The organism is Okeania sp. SIO2C9, from assembly GCF_010672455.1.
GTDB lineage: Bacteria > Cyanobacteriota > Cyanobacteriia > Cyanobacteriales > Microcoleaceae > Okeania.
In genome coordinates this window covers 26465-42839 of sequence record NZ_JAAHGO010000042.1, presented here as the reverse complement: position 1 = coordinate 42839, position 16375 = coordinate 26465, and the positions used below count along the sequence as shown (strand labels likewise).

Annotated in this window: 7 protein-coding genes; 3 read left to right on the top strand and 4 right to left on the bottom strand. The window is 37.9% G+C overall.

The window, feature by feature from the left end:
* Positions 1–145: 145 nt before the first annotated feature.
* Complete coding sequence (locus tag F6K23_RS26020) at positions 146–1756, bottom strand: serine/threonine-protein kinase (protein WP_293161193.1); 1611 nt, start codon at positions 1754–1756, stop codon at positions 146–148.
* A 927-nt stretch (positions 1757–2683) separates the two neighbouring features.
* On the opposite strand from F6K23_RS26020, the gene pheT reads away from it, so the two are divergent.
* The 3 genes from pheT (at position 2684) to F6K23_RS26005 (ending at position 11287) form a co-directional block, all read left to right on the top strand.
* A complete protein-coding gene (gene pheT / locus F6K23_RS26015; RefSeq protein ID WP_293161192.1) occupies positions 2684–5137 on the top strand; it encodes a phenylalanine--tRNA ligase subunit beta in 2454 nt (817 codons plus the stop codon).
* 1494 nt (positions 5138–6631) lie between these two features.
* The gene (locus tag F6K23_RS26010; protein WP_293161190.1) at positions 6632–10819 is read left to right on the top strand and encodes a response regulator; all 4188 of its coding nucleotides are present in this window, start codon (positions 6632–6634) and stop codon (positions 10817–10819) included.
* Between the two features lie 333 nt (positions 10820–11152).
* A complete protein-coding gene (locus F6K23_RS26005) occupies positions 11153–11287 on the top strand; it encodes a hypothetical protein (RefSeq protein ID WP_293161188.1) in 135 nt (44 codons plus the stop codon).
* 483 nt (positions 11288–11770) lie between these two features.
* On the opposite strand, the gene F6K23_RS26000 is transcribed toward F6K23_RS26005, so the two are convergent.
* From F6K23_RS26000 to F6K23_RS25990, 3 genes are all read right to left on the bottom strand, one after another.
* Positions 11771–13126 (bottom strand): NAD(P)/FAD-dependent oxidoreductase, encoded by a 1356-nt coding sequence (locus F6K23_RS26000; RefSeq protein WP_293161186.1) that lies wholly within the window; start codon positions 13124–13126, stop codon positions 11771–11773.
* A gap of 846 nt (positions 13127–13972) precedes the next feature.
* The gene (locus tag F6K23_RS25995) at positions 13973–14296 is read right to left on the bottom strand and encodes a hypothetical protein (RefSeq protein ID WP_293161184.1); all 324 of its coding nucleotides are present in this window, start codon (positions 14294–14296) and stop codon (positions 13973–13975) included.
* An 838-nt stretch (positions 14297–15134) separates the two neighbouring features.
* Positions 15135–16190, bottom strand: coding sequence for a WG repeat-containing protein (locus F6K23_RS25990; RefSeq protein ID WP_293161182.1), 1056 nt, complete (start codon positions 16188–16190; stop codon positions 15135–15137).
* Between the last annotated feature and the right edge of the window lie 185 nt (positions 16191–16375).

The following is a 16375-nucleotide window of genomic DNA, read 5'->3' as shown; positions in this document are numbered from 1 at the left end:
AGGTTTGGAAAAAGGTGATATACCTAATAAAATAGGCAGTAATAACGTAATTATCGTGGCATAAAAAAATTTTTCGAGCATGAAGCAACTCCTGAAAATTTTTCGGCCACTATTATATTATATATATTAGTAAATATGCACTATTTTAGAATCCCGAACCTCTTTTACCGTTGGGCATAATTGTCCACCAATTAGTTTTTGCCATATCTAGTTGTTTCTGATTTACTATTGCATGATTAAGATTAGTACCACACAGATTTGCTCCTCGTAAATTCGCACCATTCAAATAAGCATTTGTCAAGTCTGCATCCCGCAGATCGCATCCTGCCAAACTAGCTGTACTTAAATAAGCCTTAGTCAAATTTGCATTTTTGAGAGTAGTATTAGTTAAATTAACATGACCAAGATTAGCATCGGACAAATCTGCACCTTGCAAATTACTTTGATGTAAATTAGCTCCATAAAAATTAACTCCAGACAACTTGGCATTACGCAAATTCAAGCGACTTAAATTACAATCAGCAAAATCTCTTCTACCTTTAGCATAAGCACTACGCAACGTTGCAGCAGTCCATTTCTCGGGAGTTTTAGAATTTAATGGTGTAGTCTTTTTTGGAGAAACTGTTGTCAAATATCCCTTAGTAACTTCTTTCCTCATCTTCATCTGAGGTCGAGTTCGAGCTGCAGGTTTTTTTTCTAAACGAGTTTTGCGTTCTCGAATTTTTTGAGCAATTTGAGTATTAGGAGACATCCAGGAAAAATCATTTTCATTGTCATGAAAAACTGTTTCCTCTTCTCTAAATACTGTATTTAGATTATTATCTGGAGTTGGTTCAACCTGTTTTTTCTCAGATTCTTTTTTCTTCAATGCTTTTAAAAGTTCTTCTGCTGACTGGAAGCGATGTCGCACGGAAACTTCTAGCATTTTCTGCAATACTTCCCCAAACCAGTCGCTAATATTAACAAGAGGGCGCCAGAGAATTTCACCATTTATCTGATCGTAACCAAGGCTATTTGGAGTTTTTCCTGTCAGCAGAAAAATGCAAGTTACTCCTAGGGCATAAATATCACTTGCGTATACAGGTCGCAAAGCCATTTGTTCTGGTGGAGCAAAACCAGAAGTACCAATAGAAATATTTGTAAAAGCAGTTTCTCCTGTACCACCACTGGCAAGATGAGTTTGATTAACATGATCTTTCACTGCACCGAAGTCGATCAGAACTAAATGACCATCCTGACTCCGCCGAATGATATTAGCAGGTTTAATGTCTCGGTGAATTACTTCCTGACTGTGGATATAACTTATTACTGGCAATATCTCGAGCAAAAATTGTTTAACTTGTTCTTGATTAAGTAAACCCTGTTTTTTGACTTCCTGTTTTAATGTTGAGCCACTTACATATTCTTGAACTAAATAAAAATGTTTCTTCCACTCAAAATAACCCAATAATCTAGGTATTTGGGGATGATGGCCAATTTTTCCCAGGGTTTCAGCTTCTCGCTCAAATAGTCTTCGCGCCATGTCTAATACATTTGGCGTTGTTGTCGATGGACGCAATTCCTTGATTACACAAATTGGATCTCCTGGCAAGGAAGTATCCTTAGATAAAAAAGTTGCTCCAAAACCTCCTTTACCAAGAGGTTGAATAACTTGATAGCGATCGCGCAAAATCAACTCTGAACCACAAGCTTGACACCTATTTACACTATTTGGGTTTTGAGGTTGAGGACAGGCAGGATTTATACAGTAGCTCATATTATGCAAAAATATTAACTTGAATTTTTCTTTGAATGATCAATCTCTTCACACTAATTTCACTAAACTAAGGCCAATTTATTTTGATTTACACAAAGCTTATTATCTAAAATTTCATACATTGCTCGTAGTCCCGGCTTGATGAGTCCAGATATATAGTTATAGTATAGTTATATATATTTCCTAACAAGAGGTAGGTATACTACACATTTTTTAAATAGGTTGATTTTGAATAATTAACTTAATAATCTAGATATATTACATTATACTTATGTAATAGTAAGATGATAATATAATTAAAGTTTATAGTTATTTTGCCAAATTATCTCAAATCACAAAATTCTTGATTAAGATTAAGTTAATCTCTAAATCAACTATTTCCAGAATCAGAAAAGGTATTTTAGCCAGGACAGAAAAGTAGAAGCATCAAATATTAAAAATCAAAAATAGCAATCCGTAATACTAATGAGTTACTCGAAACCATTAATATGACTTTTGAGTTCTGTATCTGCAACCTCCACAAAAGTCAAAAGTAGATACATATAGGTTAAAAATTTTAACTGATAATTATTTGAGTTAATTAGTAATTAATAAAGTGACAAATGTTACTTTTACTTTTTGTAATGCTGGAAGAAGAAGTTATAAGTCAGGAAAAGGATCTAACCGTTAAAGGAAGTATTGGCATACAGAATTAATTAGTGGCAGGTTAAGGCCAACTACTAACTAAATACTACCCTCTATTGATGATAGAACATATAGCGCTTTCTTTGCCATATCCCATTGACCATAAAGACCGACGATAAATTAAAAGTTCGACAAATTATGACCCCACCCACCAGAGAGATAAAATGTTACTTGAAGTTATAAATATGGCCTAAGAGCAAATATCTTGCTCTACTGCGCCTAAAGATCGGGAATTATTAAAGAATGCGTATCTCTCTGAACTGGTTGCGGGAACTGGTAGACATCAAAATTTCTCCTGAAGACGTAGCCGAAACTCTTACAATGGCAGGCTTTGAGGTAGAAGAAATAGAATATCGAAGTACCTGGGCAACCGGGGTAGTCATAGGAAAAATACTAGAAGCTAATAAGCATCCTAATGCTGATAAACTCAAAGTTTGCCAAGTAGACATTGGTAAAGCAGAGCCATTAAATATTGTCTGTGGAGCGTCTAATGCTAAAGCAGATATTTATGTGCCAGTAGCGACTATTGGCACTTATTTGTCGAAAATTGACTTGAAAATTAAAAAGAGTAAACTGCGAGGTGTCCCCTCTGAAGGGATGATTTGCTCCTTGGCAGAATTGGGCTTAACAAAAGATGCTGAAGGAATTCATATCTTTGAGTTAGAAAATCCTAAGTTAGGCAGTGATGTTCGGCCTTTACTTGGTCTAGACGATGTAATTTTAGACTTGACAACAACGGCAAATCGTGCTGATGCTCTCAGTATGATTGGCGTTGCTCGAGAAGTGGCGGCCTTGACAGGAGCATCTCTGAGAATACCAGAAGCGTCTGGCACTCTGATTACAGACCAAGAAAGCTCCAGTAGTCTGAAAATAGATATCTCAGAGTCGGCAGCTTGCCCGATCTATATTGGTACTGTTATTAAAGGAGTAAAAATTGCTTCTTCACCAGGATGGTTAAAGCAACGATTGGATGCTGCAGGTATCCGGTCTATCAATAATGTAGTAGATGTTACTAACTATATTTTGTTAGAGTGGGGTCAACCACTTCATGGGTTTGACCTAGACAAGCTAATAACCCTCACAGGTAATGAGCAGTTGACAATAGGAGTTCGTTATGCAAAACCTGATGAATCTCTCACTACCCTAGATAGTCAAAAGCGCACCCTGGAAGCTGAAACATTATTGATTACGGCCAATGACAAACCAGTTGCTTTAGCTGGAGTAATGGGTGGTGAAGAAACTGAAGTTAATGACAAGACCACAAACATATTATTGGAAGCAGCAATTTTTGCTCCGATCGCCATCCGTCGTTCAGCTCGGACTCAAGGTCTGCGTACAGAAGCATCAACTAGATTTGAACGTGGGGTTAATCAAGCTGAATTAGCATTAGCGTGCCGTCGTGCTATTATGTTGATTACTGAATTAGCTGGCGGAAATGCTACTACTCAAGAAACTTTTAGCACGGCAGGAGACCACCTGACAGTAACTCGTGAATTATCCCTCCGTCTCAACCGAATTAATGAAATTTTAGGACCGCTGAAGCGCGGAGAAGGTACTTTGTATGAATCTTGTCTCCTACCAGAAGAAGTTGAAGGTATTCTCACATCTTTAGGATGTGGTTTAATTAGATCGGAGACTACAGAGGAAGTAGTTTGGAATGTTGCAGTACCTCCATATCGTGATCGAGATTTAGAAAGGGAAATTGATCTGATAGAAGAAGTCGCTCGTTTGTATGGATATGATAATTTCTGTGAAACTTTACCCAGCAAAAGTGCTGCGGGTTATTTACCACCGGAACAGTCTGCGGTGCTTAATCTCAGAGCAGCTTTCCGCGGAGCAGGGTTAACAGAATTGATGCATTATTCTTTGGTTAAGCAAGGTGGGGAAAATCAAATAGCGATCGCTAACCCTCTATTTGTGGAATATTCTGCTCTCCGTACAGAGTTACTAACTGGACTTATTGATGCTTTTCAATATAATCTCGAACAAGGAAATGGAGCATTAAATGGGTTTGAAATAGGTCGTATTTTCTGGAAACAGGGAGAAAAATTTCAGGAAGCAGATGCGATCGCCGGAATTATTAGCAATGCTCCCAAAAGTTGGACGCTCGGTGGTCGGGAACAACCTTTAAGTTGGTTTGAAGCTAAAGGTATTTTGACACAAGTGTTTGAACGTCTCTATTTAGCAGTTGCATATAAACAAAGCTCAGAAAATCCTTTATTGCATCCAGGGAGAACAGCGTCATTATGGTTGGAAGGTAAATCACTCGGTGTATTCGGGCAATTGCATCCTCAACTACGACAGGAGCGAGAGTTACCAGATGAGGTTTATGTTTTTCAACTTAATTTAGAGCTACTCTTGTCAGTGATGACTCAAGCAGATATGTTGAGGCGCAAGTTTAGCGGTTATTCTACATTCCCACCTGCTGACCGAGATATTGCTTTCTTTGTGTCAGTTGAGGTGTCTGTGAATGAGATCAAACAGGTAATTTCTGAGTCTGCTGGGAAGTTATTAGAGTCAATAGAATTATTTGATGAATATCGGGGTGAAAATGTACCTGAAGGTCAAAGGAGTCTAGCATTTCGGTTAATCTATCGGACGAGCGATCGTACTCTTACGGATGCAGATATTGATCCAATTCAGCAAAAGGTACGAGATGCTTTGGTTGATAAATTTCAAGTAAATCTCAGAAGTTAATACTTGTGAGTTATTGTTGGTAGTTTATCATCAACATCAAAATGATAAATTATCAACAATAAACATATTTATAGCAATCATATTTCAGTTGTAAGATTTTAGTGGTAATATAGAATCCGGGTAATTAGTTATCGTATTACTGAGGAGTAAGGAGTAAGGAGTAAGGAGTTAGGAGTTAGGAGTAATATCAAATCCAGTTGAATACTTAATTGTATTGTTGGGGGAGATGGGGAGATGGGGAGATGGGGAGATTGAATAATGAACATATACTATATAACCGGATTCTATATAATATCATTTCCGCTTGAATACTTATAATTTGGTGGAAGGAAGACAGCTATGCTGAAGAGTTTCTTTCAATTGAAACTTAATTCTATACACGCTCCGATGCTACCGGACTTAACGCGCGTCACAAGTCAGAAGTCAGATAGGAGAGCCGTCGGATTGGCAACGTACAGAAGTTAACCCACCCCTAGCTCCTCCCCCGACCGTGGAGGGGAAGTAGGGGATTTGAGCAACTCTCCAAAAACCCGATCGCCTTAAAAGGCGGGGTTGCGCAACCCATGTTATTTTGAGCATATAATTAGAAGTCATATCATGTCCGGTAGCATCGGTCTTGTATAGTAAGTAGGCAAAAGCTCCGGAAGGCAACAGGCAACAGGCAAGAAAAAAACTTATGGGTTCTCTAAAGAAAGATTTGGCAATGGCGCTCAGGTGGAACATTGCTTTTCGATTTAATCAGCAAGTCCTAATTATATCATGTCCGAAGGCAATCGTTTGTGTAAAAGTTAGCGTGAATATCTACAGGGAATTTAAGTTTTTTTCTTACTATTTCTTAAGCTTTCCTCCTGTTCCCTGTTCCCTGTTCCCTGTTCTCTGTTCCCTGTTTCCTACCTTTGCTATACAATACCGATGCTACTGGACATGATATTAAACGGATTTGATATTAGTATCATTTTCGTTTAAATACTTATAATAAAAAATTGCTTGACATAGCTAGAGTAAATTAGCTTGAGTAAAATTTGCTTCCCCCAGAATAATATCAAATCTGGTAGCATTGGTATAATTAGATTCATAGTATGGGGACCAACCCCTAACCACTCCCAGGAGGAGAAGATGGGGAGATGGGGATATAAAGAAAGATTTGGCAATGGCGCTCAAGTGAAACATTTTTTTAGACCGAACCTGATCGGATTTGATATAACCCAATAATAATATTGGGTTGCGCTATAGCTTTTAATGCTGCGCAGCAAAACCAAACCTACAGTATTATAACTGATGATCAGAACTTAACCTTAACCAAATTATCAGCTTATCTCTGTAGCTATTTTTTCATTAATAGATTAATATCAAGACAGTTAATATAATATTTATTGTTCAAACTTCTGGATAATTACGGAGTTTAATTATCCCAATGTAGACGACTTGAATGCCATCAAGTTCAATGTAATTTAATGAATATTGAGAATTTCCACAAACTAAAGTTAAAAAAAAATGAACTTTTTCCATAAACATAACAAATTTGTAAAAAATACTAGCCTCACAGTCCAACTCGGATTGATATTACTAATCATCTTAGGTTATTTAGGCAATTATTTCAAATTACCTTTATTCTTTGGGGTAGATTTTCTCTTTGGTAGTATTGCAGTTTTGATGATAGTCGAACTCTATGGAGCTATATGGGGAACAATAGCCGCTTTAATCGTCAGTAGCCACACATACTTCCTCTGGCACCATCCCTATGCAATCGTTATCTTTACTCTGGAAGCTATGTTTGTGGGAATAATGTTAAAGCGTCGCCGTTTGCAAAATATAGTCTTACTAGATGGAATATATTGGCTTTTGATTGGGATGCCTCTAGTAGTTTTATTTTACGGATTAGTGTTGAACGTAGGTACAACACAAACTGTATTAATTATGTTGAAGCAGTCAATTAATGGCTTTTTAAACGCCTTAATTGCTAACTTGATTATCAGTTATTTACCCATACGTCAACTGTTAAAATTATCTAAACATTACAAGAAAATCTCTTTTCAACAAACTATTTTTAACTTATTAGTCGCATTTATTTTATTCCCCGCTTTAATCCTCACAATATTTAATGGCCAACATATACTGACAATAGTAGAAAAAGATATTCAAAAAGAACTAAATGCAGCAACAATTCCTCTGGTAAATAATTTACAGTTTTGGTATCAAAAACACTTGTATGCTGTTGAAGAGTTAGCAAAAATAGCAGCTCAAGTACCTGATGATGAAATATCTACTCTCCAACAAAGTACATTAGTAATGAAAAAAGCATTTAGCTCTTTTTTAAAAGTATATGTTACTGATGCTAGGGGTAATATAATTGCTGCCGAACCTGCATTGAATGAATTTGGAGAATCATTACTCAACTTGAACATATCTGATAAGTATGGTTGGAGCAAACTAGCTAAAGAGTTGCAACCACAAATTACAGATATTCATAGAGATCGAGCATCTACTGCACCCCATATAGGTATCATAGTACCAATAGTCAAAGATAATAACTTCCAGGGAATAGCTTATGCTTCTCTAAGCATAGCTGGATTAGGTAAACTCCGGCAACTAAATAATCAAATAAAAGAAATAGAAACAATACTGGTCGATAGCAAAGAATACATCATTGCTGAGAGTCACTCAGAGGTAACTACGGAGAAAAATTTTGACTTACTGGAAACAGGAAAAGTGGAATACAATAGAGATATTTTTAAGTGGCAACCAACAACACCAGGAATGCCAAAGATGAAACGATGGAAAAAATCTTTATATGGAAAAAAGATACAAATTAGTGACGATCTTCCTTGGAATTTATATGTCACCTTACCAACAGCAACCTATATAGACTTTCTAGAAACTAGTTATATTAAAAATCTGGTGACAATGCAAATAATCGCATTGGTAGGATTAATTATATCAGTCTTAGTGAGCAAAAGATTAGTAGCGCCAGTATTGACACTAACACAAGTAACCACAGACTTATCTCAAAAACTGCTATATCAAGAAGTACCTATAGGTTTGCCAAAGAAGAGTAGAATCTCAGAAATTAATACTCTTACTGCTAACTTTCAGTTAATGGTATTAGCTCTACAGGAAAAGTTTACTGAAATTAAGCACACAAATGAATCTCTAGAAAACCGAGTCAGGGAAAGAACTCAAGAACTACATAAAAAAAATCAAGACCTCAGTGCAGAAATTCTTCAACGTCGCCGGATAGAATCTATTTTGAGCGATCGCGAAGAACGCTATGCACTTGCTATTTCTGGTACAAACGATGGTATTTGGGATTGGGATATACAAACAAATCAGGTTTACTACTCACCTACCTGGATGAGAATTATTGGCCATGAAGACGATCCACTTCCCCATACTTTATCTACTTGGTCAGATAATATACATCCAGACGATCTAGAAGCAACCGTCAGAGATGTAGAAGCACATTTAGCAGGAGAAACAGAACGTTATCAAAATACCCATCGCATCAAACATCGGGATGGACATTATGTCTGGATATTTACCAAAGGACAACGTATTTGTGACGAATCAGGTCAACCCTATCGCGCTGTTGGCACAATAACAGACATCACAGAGAATAAGCAAGCAGAAGATCGAACCAGAGCTGCGAAAGAAGAAGCAGAAGTTGCTAACCGATCCAAAAGTGAATTTCTGGCAACAATGAGCCATGAGATCCGGACTCCAATGAATGCAGTCATTGGGATGACAGGTTTACTTTTAGACACAGAGCTAAACCTACAACAGCAAGATTTTGTAGAAATTATCCGCAACAGTGGAGATGCTTTATTGATCTTAATTAATGATATTCTTGATTTCTCTAAAATTGAATCTGGTAAACTAGATTTAGAGGAACAACCTTTTAATATCCGAAGCTGTATAGAAGAATGTCTAGATTTGTTAGCTCCAAAAGCAGCCGAAAAAAAATTAGAGCTAGCTTATCTAATACAACCACAAACTCCTGAAGTTATAGTAGGAGATGTAACTAGATTACGTCAAGTATTAGTTAATCTCCTCAGCAATGGAGTTAAATTTACAGAAACTGGGGAAGTGATAGTATCAGTAACAGCTTCACTTCAAAATCAAGATTTAAACCCTTCCCAAAAAAGGGATTGTCCCATTCCCAATCAAACAGAATGTCTAGAATCAAATATTCCTTGCTCTGCTGTCTACGAAATACAATTTGCGGTTAAAGATACTGGTATTGGTATTCCTCAAGATCGTATGGATCGTCTGTTCAAACCTTTCAGTCAAGTTGACGCTTCTACAACTCGTCACTATGGTGGCACAGGATTGGGGTTAGTTATTAGCAAGCGGTTAAGTGAAATCATGGGAGGAAATATGTGGGTAGAAAGTGAAGCAGGAGTTGGTTCGACTTTCTTTTTCACTGTAGTAGCTACTGCTGTTGCTGAAAATTCATGTCTTGGTAAGAAATCAGAAACTGAAACAATATTAAAAAATAAACATTTGTTAGTTGTAGATGACAATGCTACTAACAGGCAAGTGCTAACACTTCAAGCAGAATCTTTATGTATGATTTCTCAAGCTGTAGGTAGTGGGCAAGAGGCGATAAATTTATTACAGTCAGGAAAGAAATTTGATCTTGCTATTCTAGATGTACAAATGCCTCAAATGGATGGCTTCACTCTGGCTAATAAAATTCGCAAGTTACCGAATTGTCAAAAATTACCTTTAGTTTTTCTCAGCTCTCTAAGTCAACTAGAATACTCTACTCAGAACGTTAATATCAATGCTACTGCTTATCTCAACAAACCAATTAAACAATCTCAACTAGAAAAAGTTTTAGTAGGTCTCCTGACAGGGGGTATAGTTAATAGTACCCAAAAATCTAAAATTCAATCAAATGTCAAGTTAGCAGAAAAATTACCTCTGAAAATTCTATTAGCTGAAGATAATGTCGTTAACCAAAAAGTAGCAATTAATATTCTCAAAAATTTAGGATATCGAGCTGATGTTGCCGCTAATGGTTTAGAGGTATTAGCAGCTTTACGTCGTCAATCTTATGATGTGGTACTGATGGATGTACAAATGCCAGAAATGGATGGTTTGACTACTACACGCCAAATTTGTACTGAATGGGAAAAAGAAAAACGCCCCCATATTATCGCGATGACAGCTAATGCAATGCGGGGCGACCGGGAAAATTGTCTAGCTGCTGGTATGGATGATTATATTAGTAAACCAGTTCGCTTAGAAGCATTGACTACAGTTTTAAGTAAATATGGTCTCCCAGAAACAACAACTGAAAAAGATGTTTTACCTCAAGCAGAGTTAGAAGGAGTGGTCGATCTAGCAGTGCTGCAAGAGTTGAAGGAAATGGCTGGAGGTGACTCAGAGCTTTTAGTAGAAGTAATTGATTGTTATCTGGAAGATTCACCTAAACTTTTAGATGAAATGAGTCAAGCAATTAAACAACAACAGGCAAAATTACTACAAATATCTGCTCATAGTATGAAATCTAGTAGTGCTTCTGTGGGAGCCACTAATTTGTCTGAGCTTTGCAAAGAGTTAGAATATATTGGGCATGAAGGTACAACAGAAGCAGCGGATAAGATTTTATCTCAGGCACAGGCAGAATATCAGCGGGTTGACACTTTCCTACGGTCGGAACTTCAAACTTATATTTAGGAGTCAGGAGTCAGGAGGACCGAGTCATATCAAATCCGGTTGTTATTATAGAATCCCTAACCGTATCTTTGCAAAGGTACAAGTTTTTGGCAAAGGAGTCAGGAGGACCGAGTCATATAGAATCCGGGTAATTAGTTATCGTATTACTGAGGAGTAAGGAGTAACGAGTAACGAGTAACGAGTAACGAGTAATATCAAATCCAGTTGAATACTTAATTGTATTGTTGGGGGAGATGGGGAGATGGGGAGATGGGGAGATTGAATAATGAACATAATACTATATAACCGGATTCTATATCAGGAGTTCCAGAAATAGGATAGGAGAAAAAGCGGATGCGACCCCGCGACGACGCTAGGGCAGCTCCTCTGAAGGAGGCAAGTCACAAGCGGTCAGACCCCGCGTTGCCGTCAGCTCCCTTGGGGAATGCTGACTCCTTTTCGGGAATGCGCACCAAGCAGGTAGAATAATGCTTCCATCTCCCCACACTCCCCACCCTTCCCACACTTCCCACACTCCCTTTTAAATAGATCCGCTTAGGGGTTCTATATACTTGGGAGTAGGGGAGTAGGGGAGTGGGGGAGCAGGGAAGATTAAATATTGAAGTAATTTAAGAAAGTATAAACAGATATTATATAACCAGATTCTATGTACAATTAACCGGATTTGATATCAGGAGAAATGGAAATTACAGCGGTTTTCATTTGGGTAGGACACAGTAGGGACGTTCCATGGAACGTCCCTCTATTTAGTTAGAAAACAAAATACAAGAGCGATCGCCCCTCTCTCCTCTCTGAACGATAGAAAGGCGATCGCTAAATTATATAACCTTAAAAAGCGTTTCGGTCCGGAATGCTCCGCTTGCCAGATACAATTATCGGCCGCACTGCCTTTTTAGGCTGATAGCTGCTTGCGTAGCATCCCGTAGGGAAGCGCTAATAGCTGATAGCTAGTTAAGCTTCAGCAGATGATTTACTCGTCACAAGAGGAGTATAGCGACCATCGCCTTCGTTATTTTTATTGCTTCCTTTTTCAGTGATCAGACGAGCACCACCTTGACCAGTAAAGTAACTCCAGGCCCACTGAATCATTACAATGAGTTGGTTGTCAAACTCAATCATATAGAAAATGTGAATAAACAACCAAGCTATCCAAGCTGGGAAACCAGAAAAACGAATTTTTCTATATTGTACAACGGCTTGGTTACGGCCAATAACCGCCAAACTGCCATAGTCAGTATAGTGGAATGGAGGCAAAGTCTGATTTTTCAACCGCTTTTTAATCAGAGTTGCTACATAATCTCCTTCCTGCATTGCTGCTGGTGCAACTCCAGGTACTGGTGAGTCTCCCTGATGAGAGAAGTTAGCCAAATCTCCAATCACAAAGATGTTGGGATAACCAGGTACTGTCAGGTCTTCATTAACAAAAACACGACCTGCACGGTCTAATTTTGCTCCGGTGCGATTAGATATTGCTTGAGAAACTGCTGATGCTTTAACTCCTGCTCCCCACAATATTGTGTGAGCGGGAATATCTTGGGTTGTTTCTCCAGAGCGAACAGTGACGATATTGTTTTCTATATTACTCACTCGTGTTTTAGTCAACACAGTGACTCCCAACTTCTCCAGTTCTAATTTTGCTTTAGCGGATAAAGCAGGTTTGAAAGTAGGTAAAATTCTTTCTCCGCTTTGAATTAAGTATATTTGAGCTTCTCTGGTATCAACAGAACGATATTCTTCTCTTAATTTAGTGTGAGCTAGTTCTGCTAAAGCACCTGCTAATTCTACCCCTGTTGGACCTGCGCCTACGATCGCAAAGGTTAACAGTGCTTTTCTTTTTTCTAAGTCTGATTCTTTTTCTGCAGCTTCAAAGGAGGCGAATATTCTACGACGTACTTCTAATGCGTCTTCTACTGTTTTTAGTCCTGGAGCTTTTTCTGACCAATCGTTTCCAAAATAATTCTGGCTAACACCGGTCGCCATGATTAATGTATCGTAATCTAGTTCGTTATCTCGCAAAAATAGTTTTTTCTGTTCGGGATCTATATCCACAACTTCACCCATCAAAACATGGGTATTTTTCTGTTCTGCAACTACACCGCGAAGGGGAGAAGCAATATCTCCGGGAGAAAGACTACCTGTAGCTACTTGATAAAGTAATGGTTGAAATAGATGGAAATTTCTTTTGTCAACCAAGGTTACTTTGACAGGTGCTTTTCCTAGCTTTAGAGCTGCTTCTAGCCCTGCAAATCCACCTCCAACGATGACAACATGATGAGGAGATTGATGTTTTTCCTTGTTTAGACTCATAGTTATTTCCCTCTTTCGACTTAGTAATTACTATTTAACTAGCTATCAGCTATCAGTTATCAGCCTAAAAATTTGCGCAATTAGCCATCTGTTTGCGTAAAATTCCGGACTGAAAAGCTTGGGTAAAACGTCCCCTACTTCTAGCTTGTCGCTTAATTTTGGGAAGGGTTTAAATCCCCTTTTCGTTCCGGAATACTTTGCTTTCCGCGCAAAGCTGATTGCTGAACTGCTGAACTGCTGTTAGCTCCGCATTCCGCTAGGAAACGCTTTTTAATAATAGTGACTTTTTTTAGCCTTTAATGGTCGTTATGTTGCAACCTTATTTTCAAAATATCACAACTTTTAAAAGGGTTTTAGTATCAAGAGTTACTTTTGTTTACTTTCAAAAAAAGCTCATTTCGTTATTGACAAAAATAGGTTTTTTCGATATCATTTTAAGCACAAAACAATCTAAAATTGATAATCAATTAACATAATTATACTAAAAAAACATTGTTTTTTCCATGGTAAATATTAAAAACTACTGCTAATAAAAGAGATAATATATTTATTACTTGCAAGTTAGATGTATAACGGCTTTAATATTTCCCAGAGTATAAAAAAGAGTAAGCAAATCAAGTCAAATGACTCTCTGTAGTGGCGTTGCTGATTCTGGGTATGATGCAAGCCCCCCCGAGCAAGCCAAAATTGGGGGGAATAAAACTCTAAAAGTCCCCCAAAATTGGGGGATGCGCGGGGGCTTTACCAGAACCAAACAATCGCACATTCATACTTCAATTCAGCAACGTCTCTGTAGCTTACTCCACAGCGGAAAGTAACTACGAGTTAAAATCCGTGTGTCGTTATTCAACCAGGGGTTAAAACACCCCGGCTAACTTCTGAGCGCCTGTTTTTCTGTTTCAGGAACTCAGAACATTCTTGCGAAATTTCCTGAAAAAGCTTTTGTTGAATAGCCACAAACTCTGAAAAACCTTGTAAAGCCAATTTTTGAATTTCCCTATCTGACTCAGTTCTATATTTTGCAACTAAATCAAGAGCTTCAAGTGCCAACTGAAAATGTTCAGCTTCGACCCCAACACCTTGATGTTTACCGTGAATTACAATCCAATACCAGGGACTAAAATGACCTTGCTTAACTTCAACCTTCTTGCTTGTGCATATGTACTTCATAACGTGCAGAAATTGCTGTAACTATTGGACAATAGATCAATAGAACATCAATATTTGACATAAAAAGGCTAAAACTTTTACCTGTAAAAGCTTTGAGGTTTAATCAGCAGAGCAATAACTATTGGACAATAGATCAATAGAACATCAATAATTGCGAAACAGAGCGTACGCTTTCTCAGCAGAGTAATAACTATTGGACAATAGATCAATAGAACATCAATAATCGCGAAACAGAGCGATTAAGCTGCGGAATGGATGTTAAGAACGCTACTGTCATGCAACAAAGCCATAACATAGTATTAATTTAGAGTTGTTGGGAAATCAAAAATGAAACTACTCAAAAGCTTACTATAGGAGGCAACAGCTCATCTGGTAACAGTGGGAAAAACATTGCCTAATCTAAGATTTATCATTAGTCTATATCAAACACCAACTCGTTCCTTGCTATATACTTGCTATATATAAGTCTTTGTGTCATTTAAACCCTGAAAGGGGTATACCCTTTATCACTTAAAGGGTATAGCTACTTTTGTAGATTAATTCCCAACAAGCCTTTTAATTAGAGATTGCTGATTAAATCTAAAAGCATTAACCTATAAAGACTTTAGGCTTTTTAGGGTCGAAAACAGTACGCCTGTTTCAGTCTAAAATGCTCAAAAATAAGCGTATTTTAGGCGCATAGTTGGGCAGAAAAATCAAGGGAAAATTTTTCTGACTACCTCCTCGCTCCCAATCCATTTCTCCTGTCTTCCCCTCCACCGGAGGGGGAGGGGCGAGGGGTGGGTTGTCTCCTGTCTCCTACCTCCTACCCCTACTAAAAGACTTTTGAACGCCAACCCTAATTACTTAAATTCCAGACAAATCTACCAATTTTATCTATATAACCTTTTTTTCCATCTACCCACACCTCTGCAATACCATTAGAAAACCCAAAAGCATTATCAAACTCTGGCTCAATAATCATCTCATTAGAAGCATTGATATAGCCATACTTGTCATCAATTCTGACTTCTGCTAAACCTTCTGAAAAGTTGCCAGCAAAATCATATTGCGGTTGAATTACTCTGTTGCCAGAAATATCTATATAACCATACTTGTCATCAATTTTTACTGCTGCTAACCCTTCGGAGAATTCTTGATTAAAAACAAACTGTGGTCTAATAACCTCTCTACCAGTTTTATCAATATACCCCCACCTATCCCCAATTTTGACCCTCGCTAAACCATTGATAAAATCTCCAGCAAAATCATATTTTGCCTCAATTACCACTTTTCCAGTCTGGTCTATGTACCCATATTCATAAACACTGCCAATTCTCACTGCAGCTAATCCATCAACAAAGAACCCGCGTCCTGTTTGTCCTCTATATTCTGGCTGAATCACTATGTTGCCAGCTCGATCGATATAACCCCACTTACCATCAATTGTAACTCGTGCCAGACCTTCAGAAAAATAGACCGCCTCTTCAAACTGCGGTTGAATTAGCATTTGTCCACCTTTGTCAATGTAACCCCATCTCTGACCAATTTTTTTGACTGGTGCTAAAGATTGAGAAAAACGTACAACAGAATCCAATTCTGGCTTGATAGCTATTTCTCCTTGTTCATTAATATAGCCCCACCTTTCTGCAATTTTTACTGCTGCTAATCCTTCTGAAAAGTTTTTTACCCGCTCGAATTTTGGAGGGATAACTATTTTACCCGTCTTGTTAATAAACCCATATTTTCCATTTTGCTGAATCTGAAATAATTTTCTGACTTTTTTTTTGACAGGCGATGCTGTGGGGGTTGGTGGTGGGGGTGGATCAATTAATTCCTGAATTTCTTTGACGGCGCTACAGGATGTTAACCCTAAAATAGCTAGACTTATAAATAAATATAGAGAGCGTTTCATTTTGTACAATTTTCCTCCAATTTCTAGTTAATTCTTTAATTTGTATAACTAGATTCAGTATTCTTAGGTTTTGGTCATTTATCAAAATAACATGGGTCTAAAACCCCGCCTTTTAAGGCGAAATATTTTTGGAGCGAAGCTCAAATCCCCTACTTCCCTTCCTGGGAGGGGGAGGGGCTAGGGAT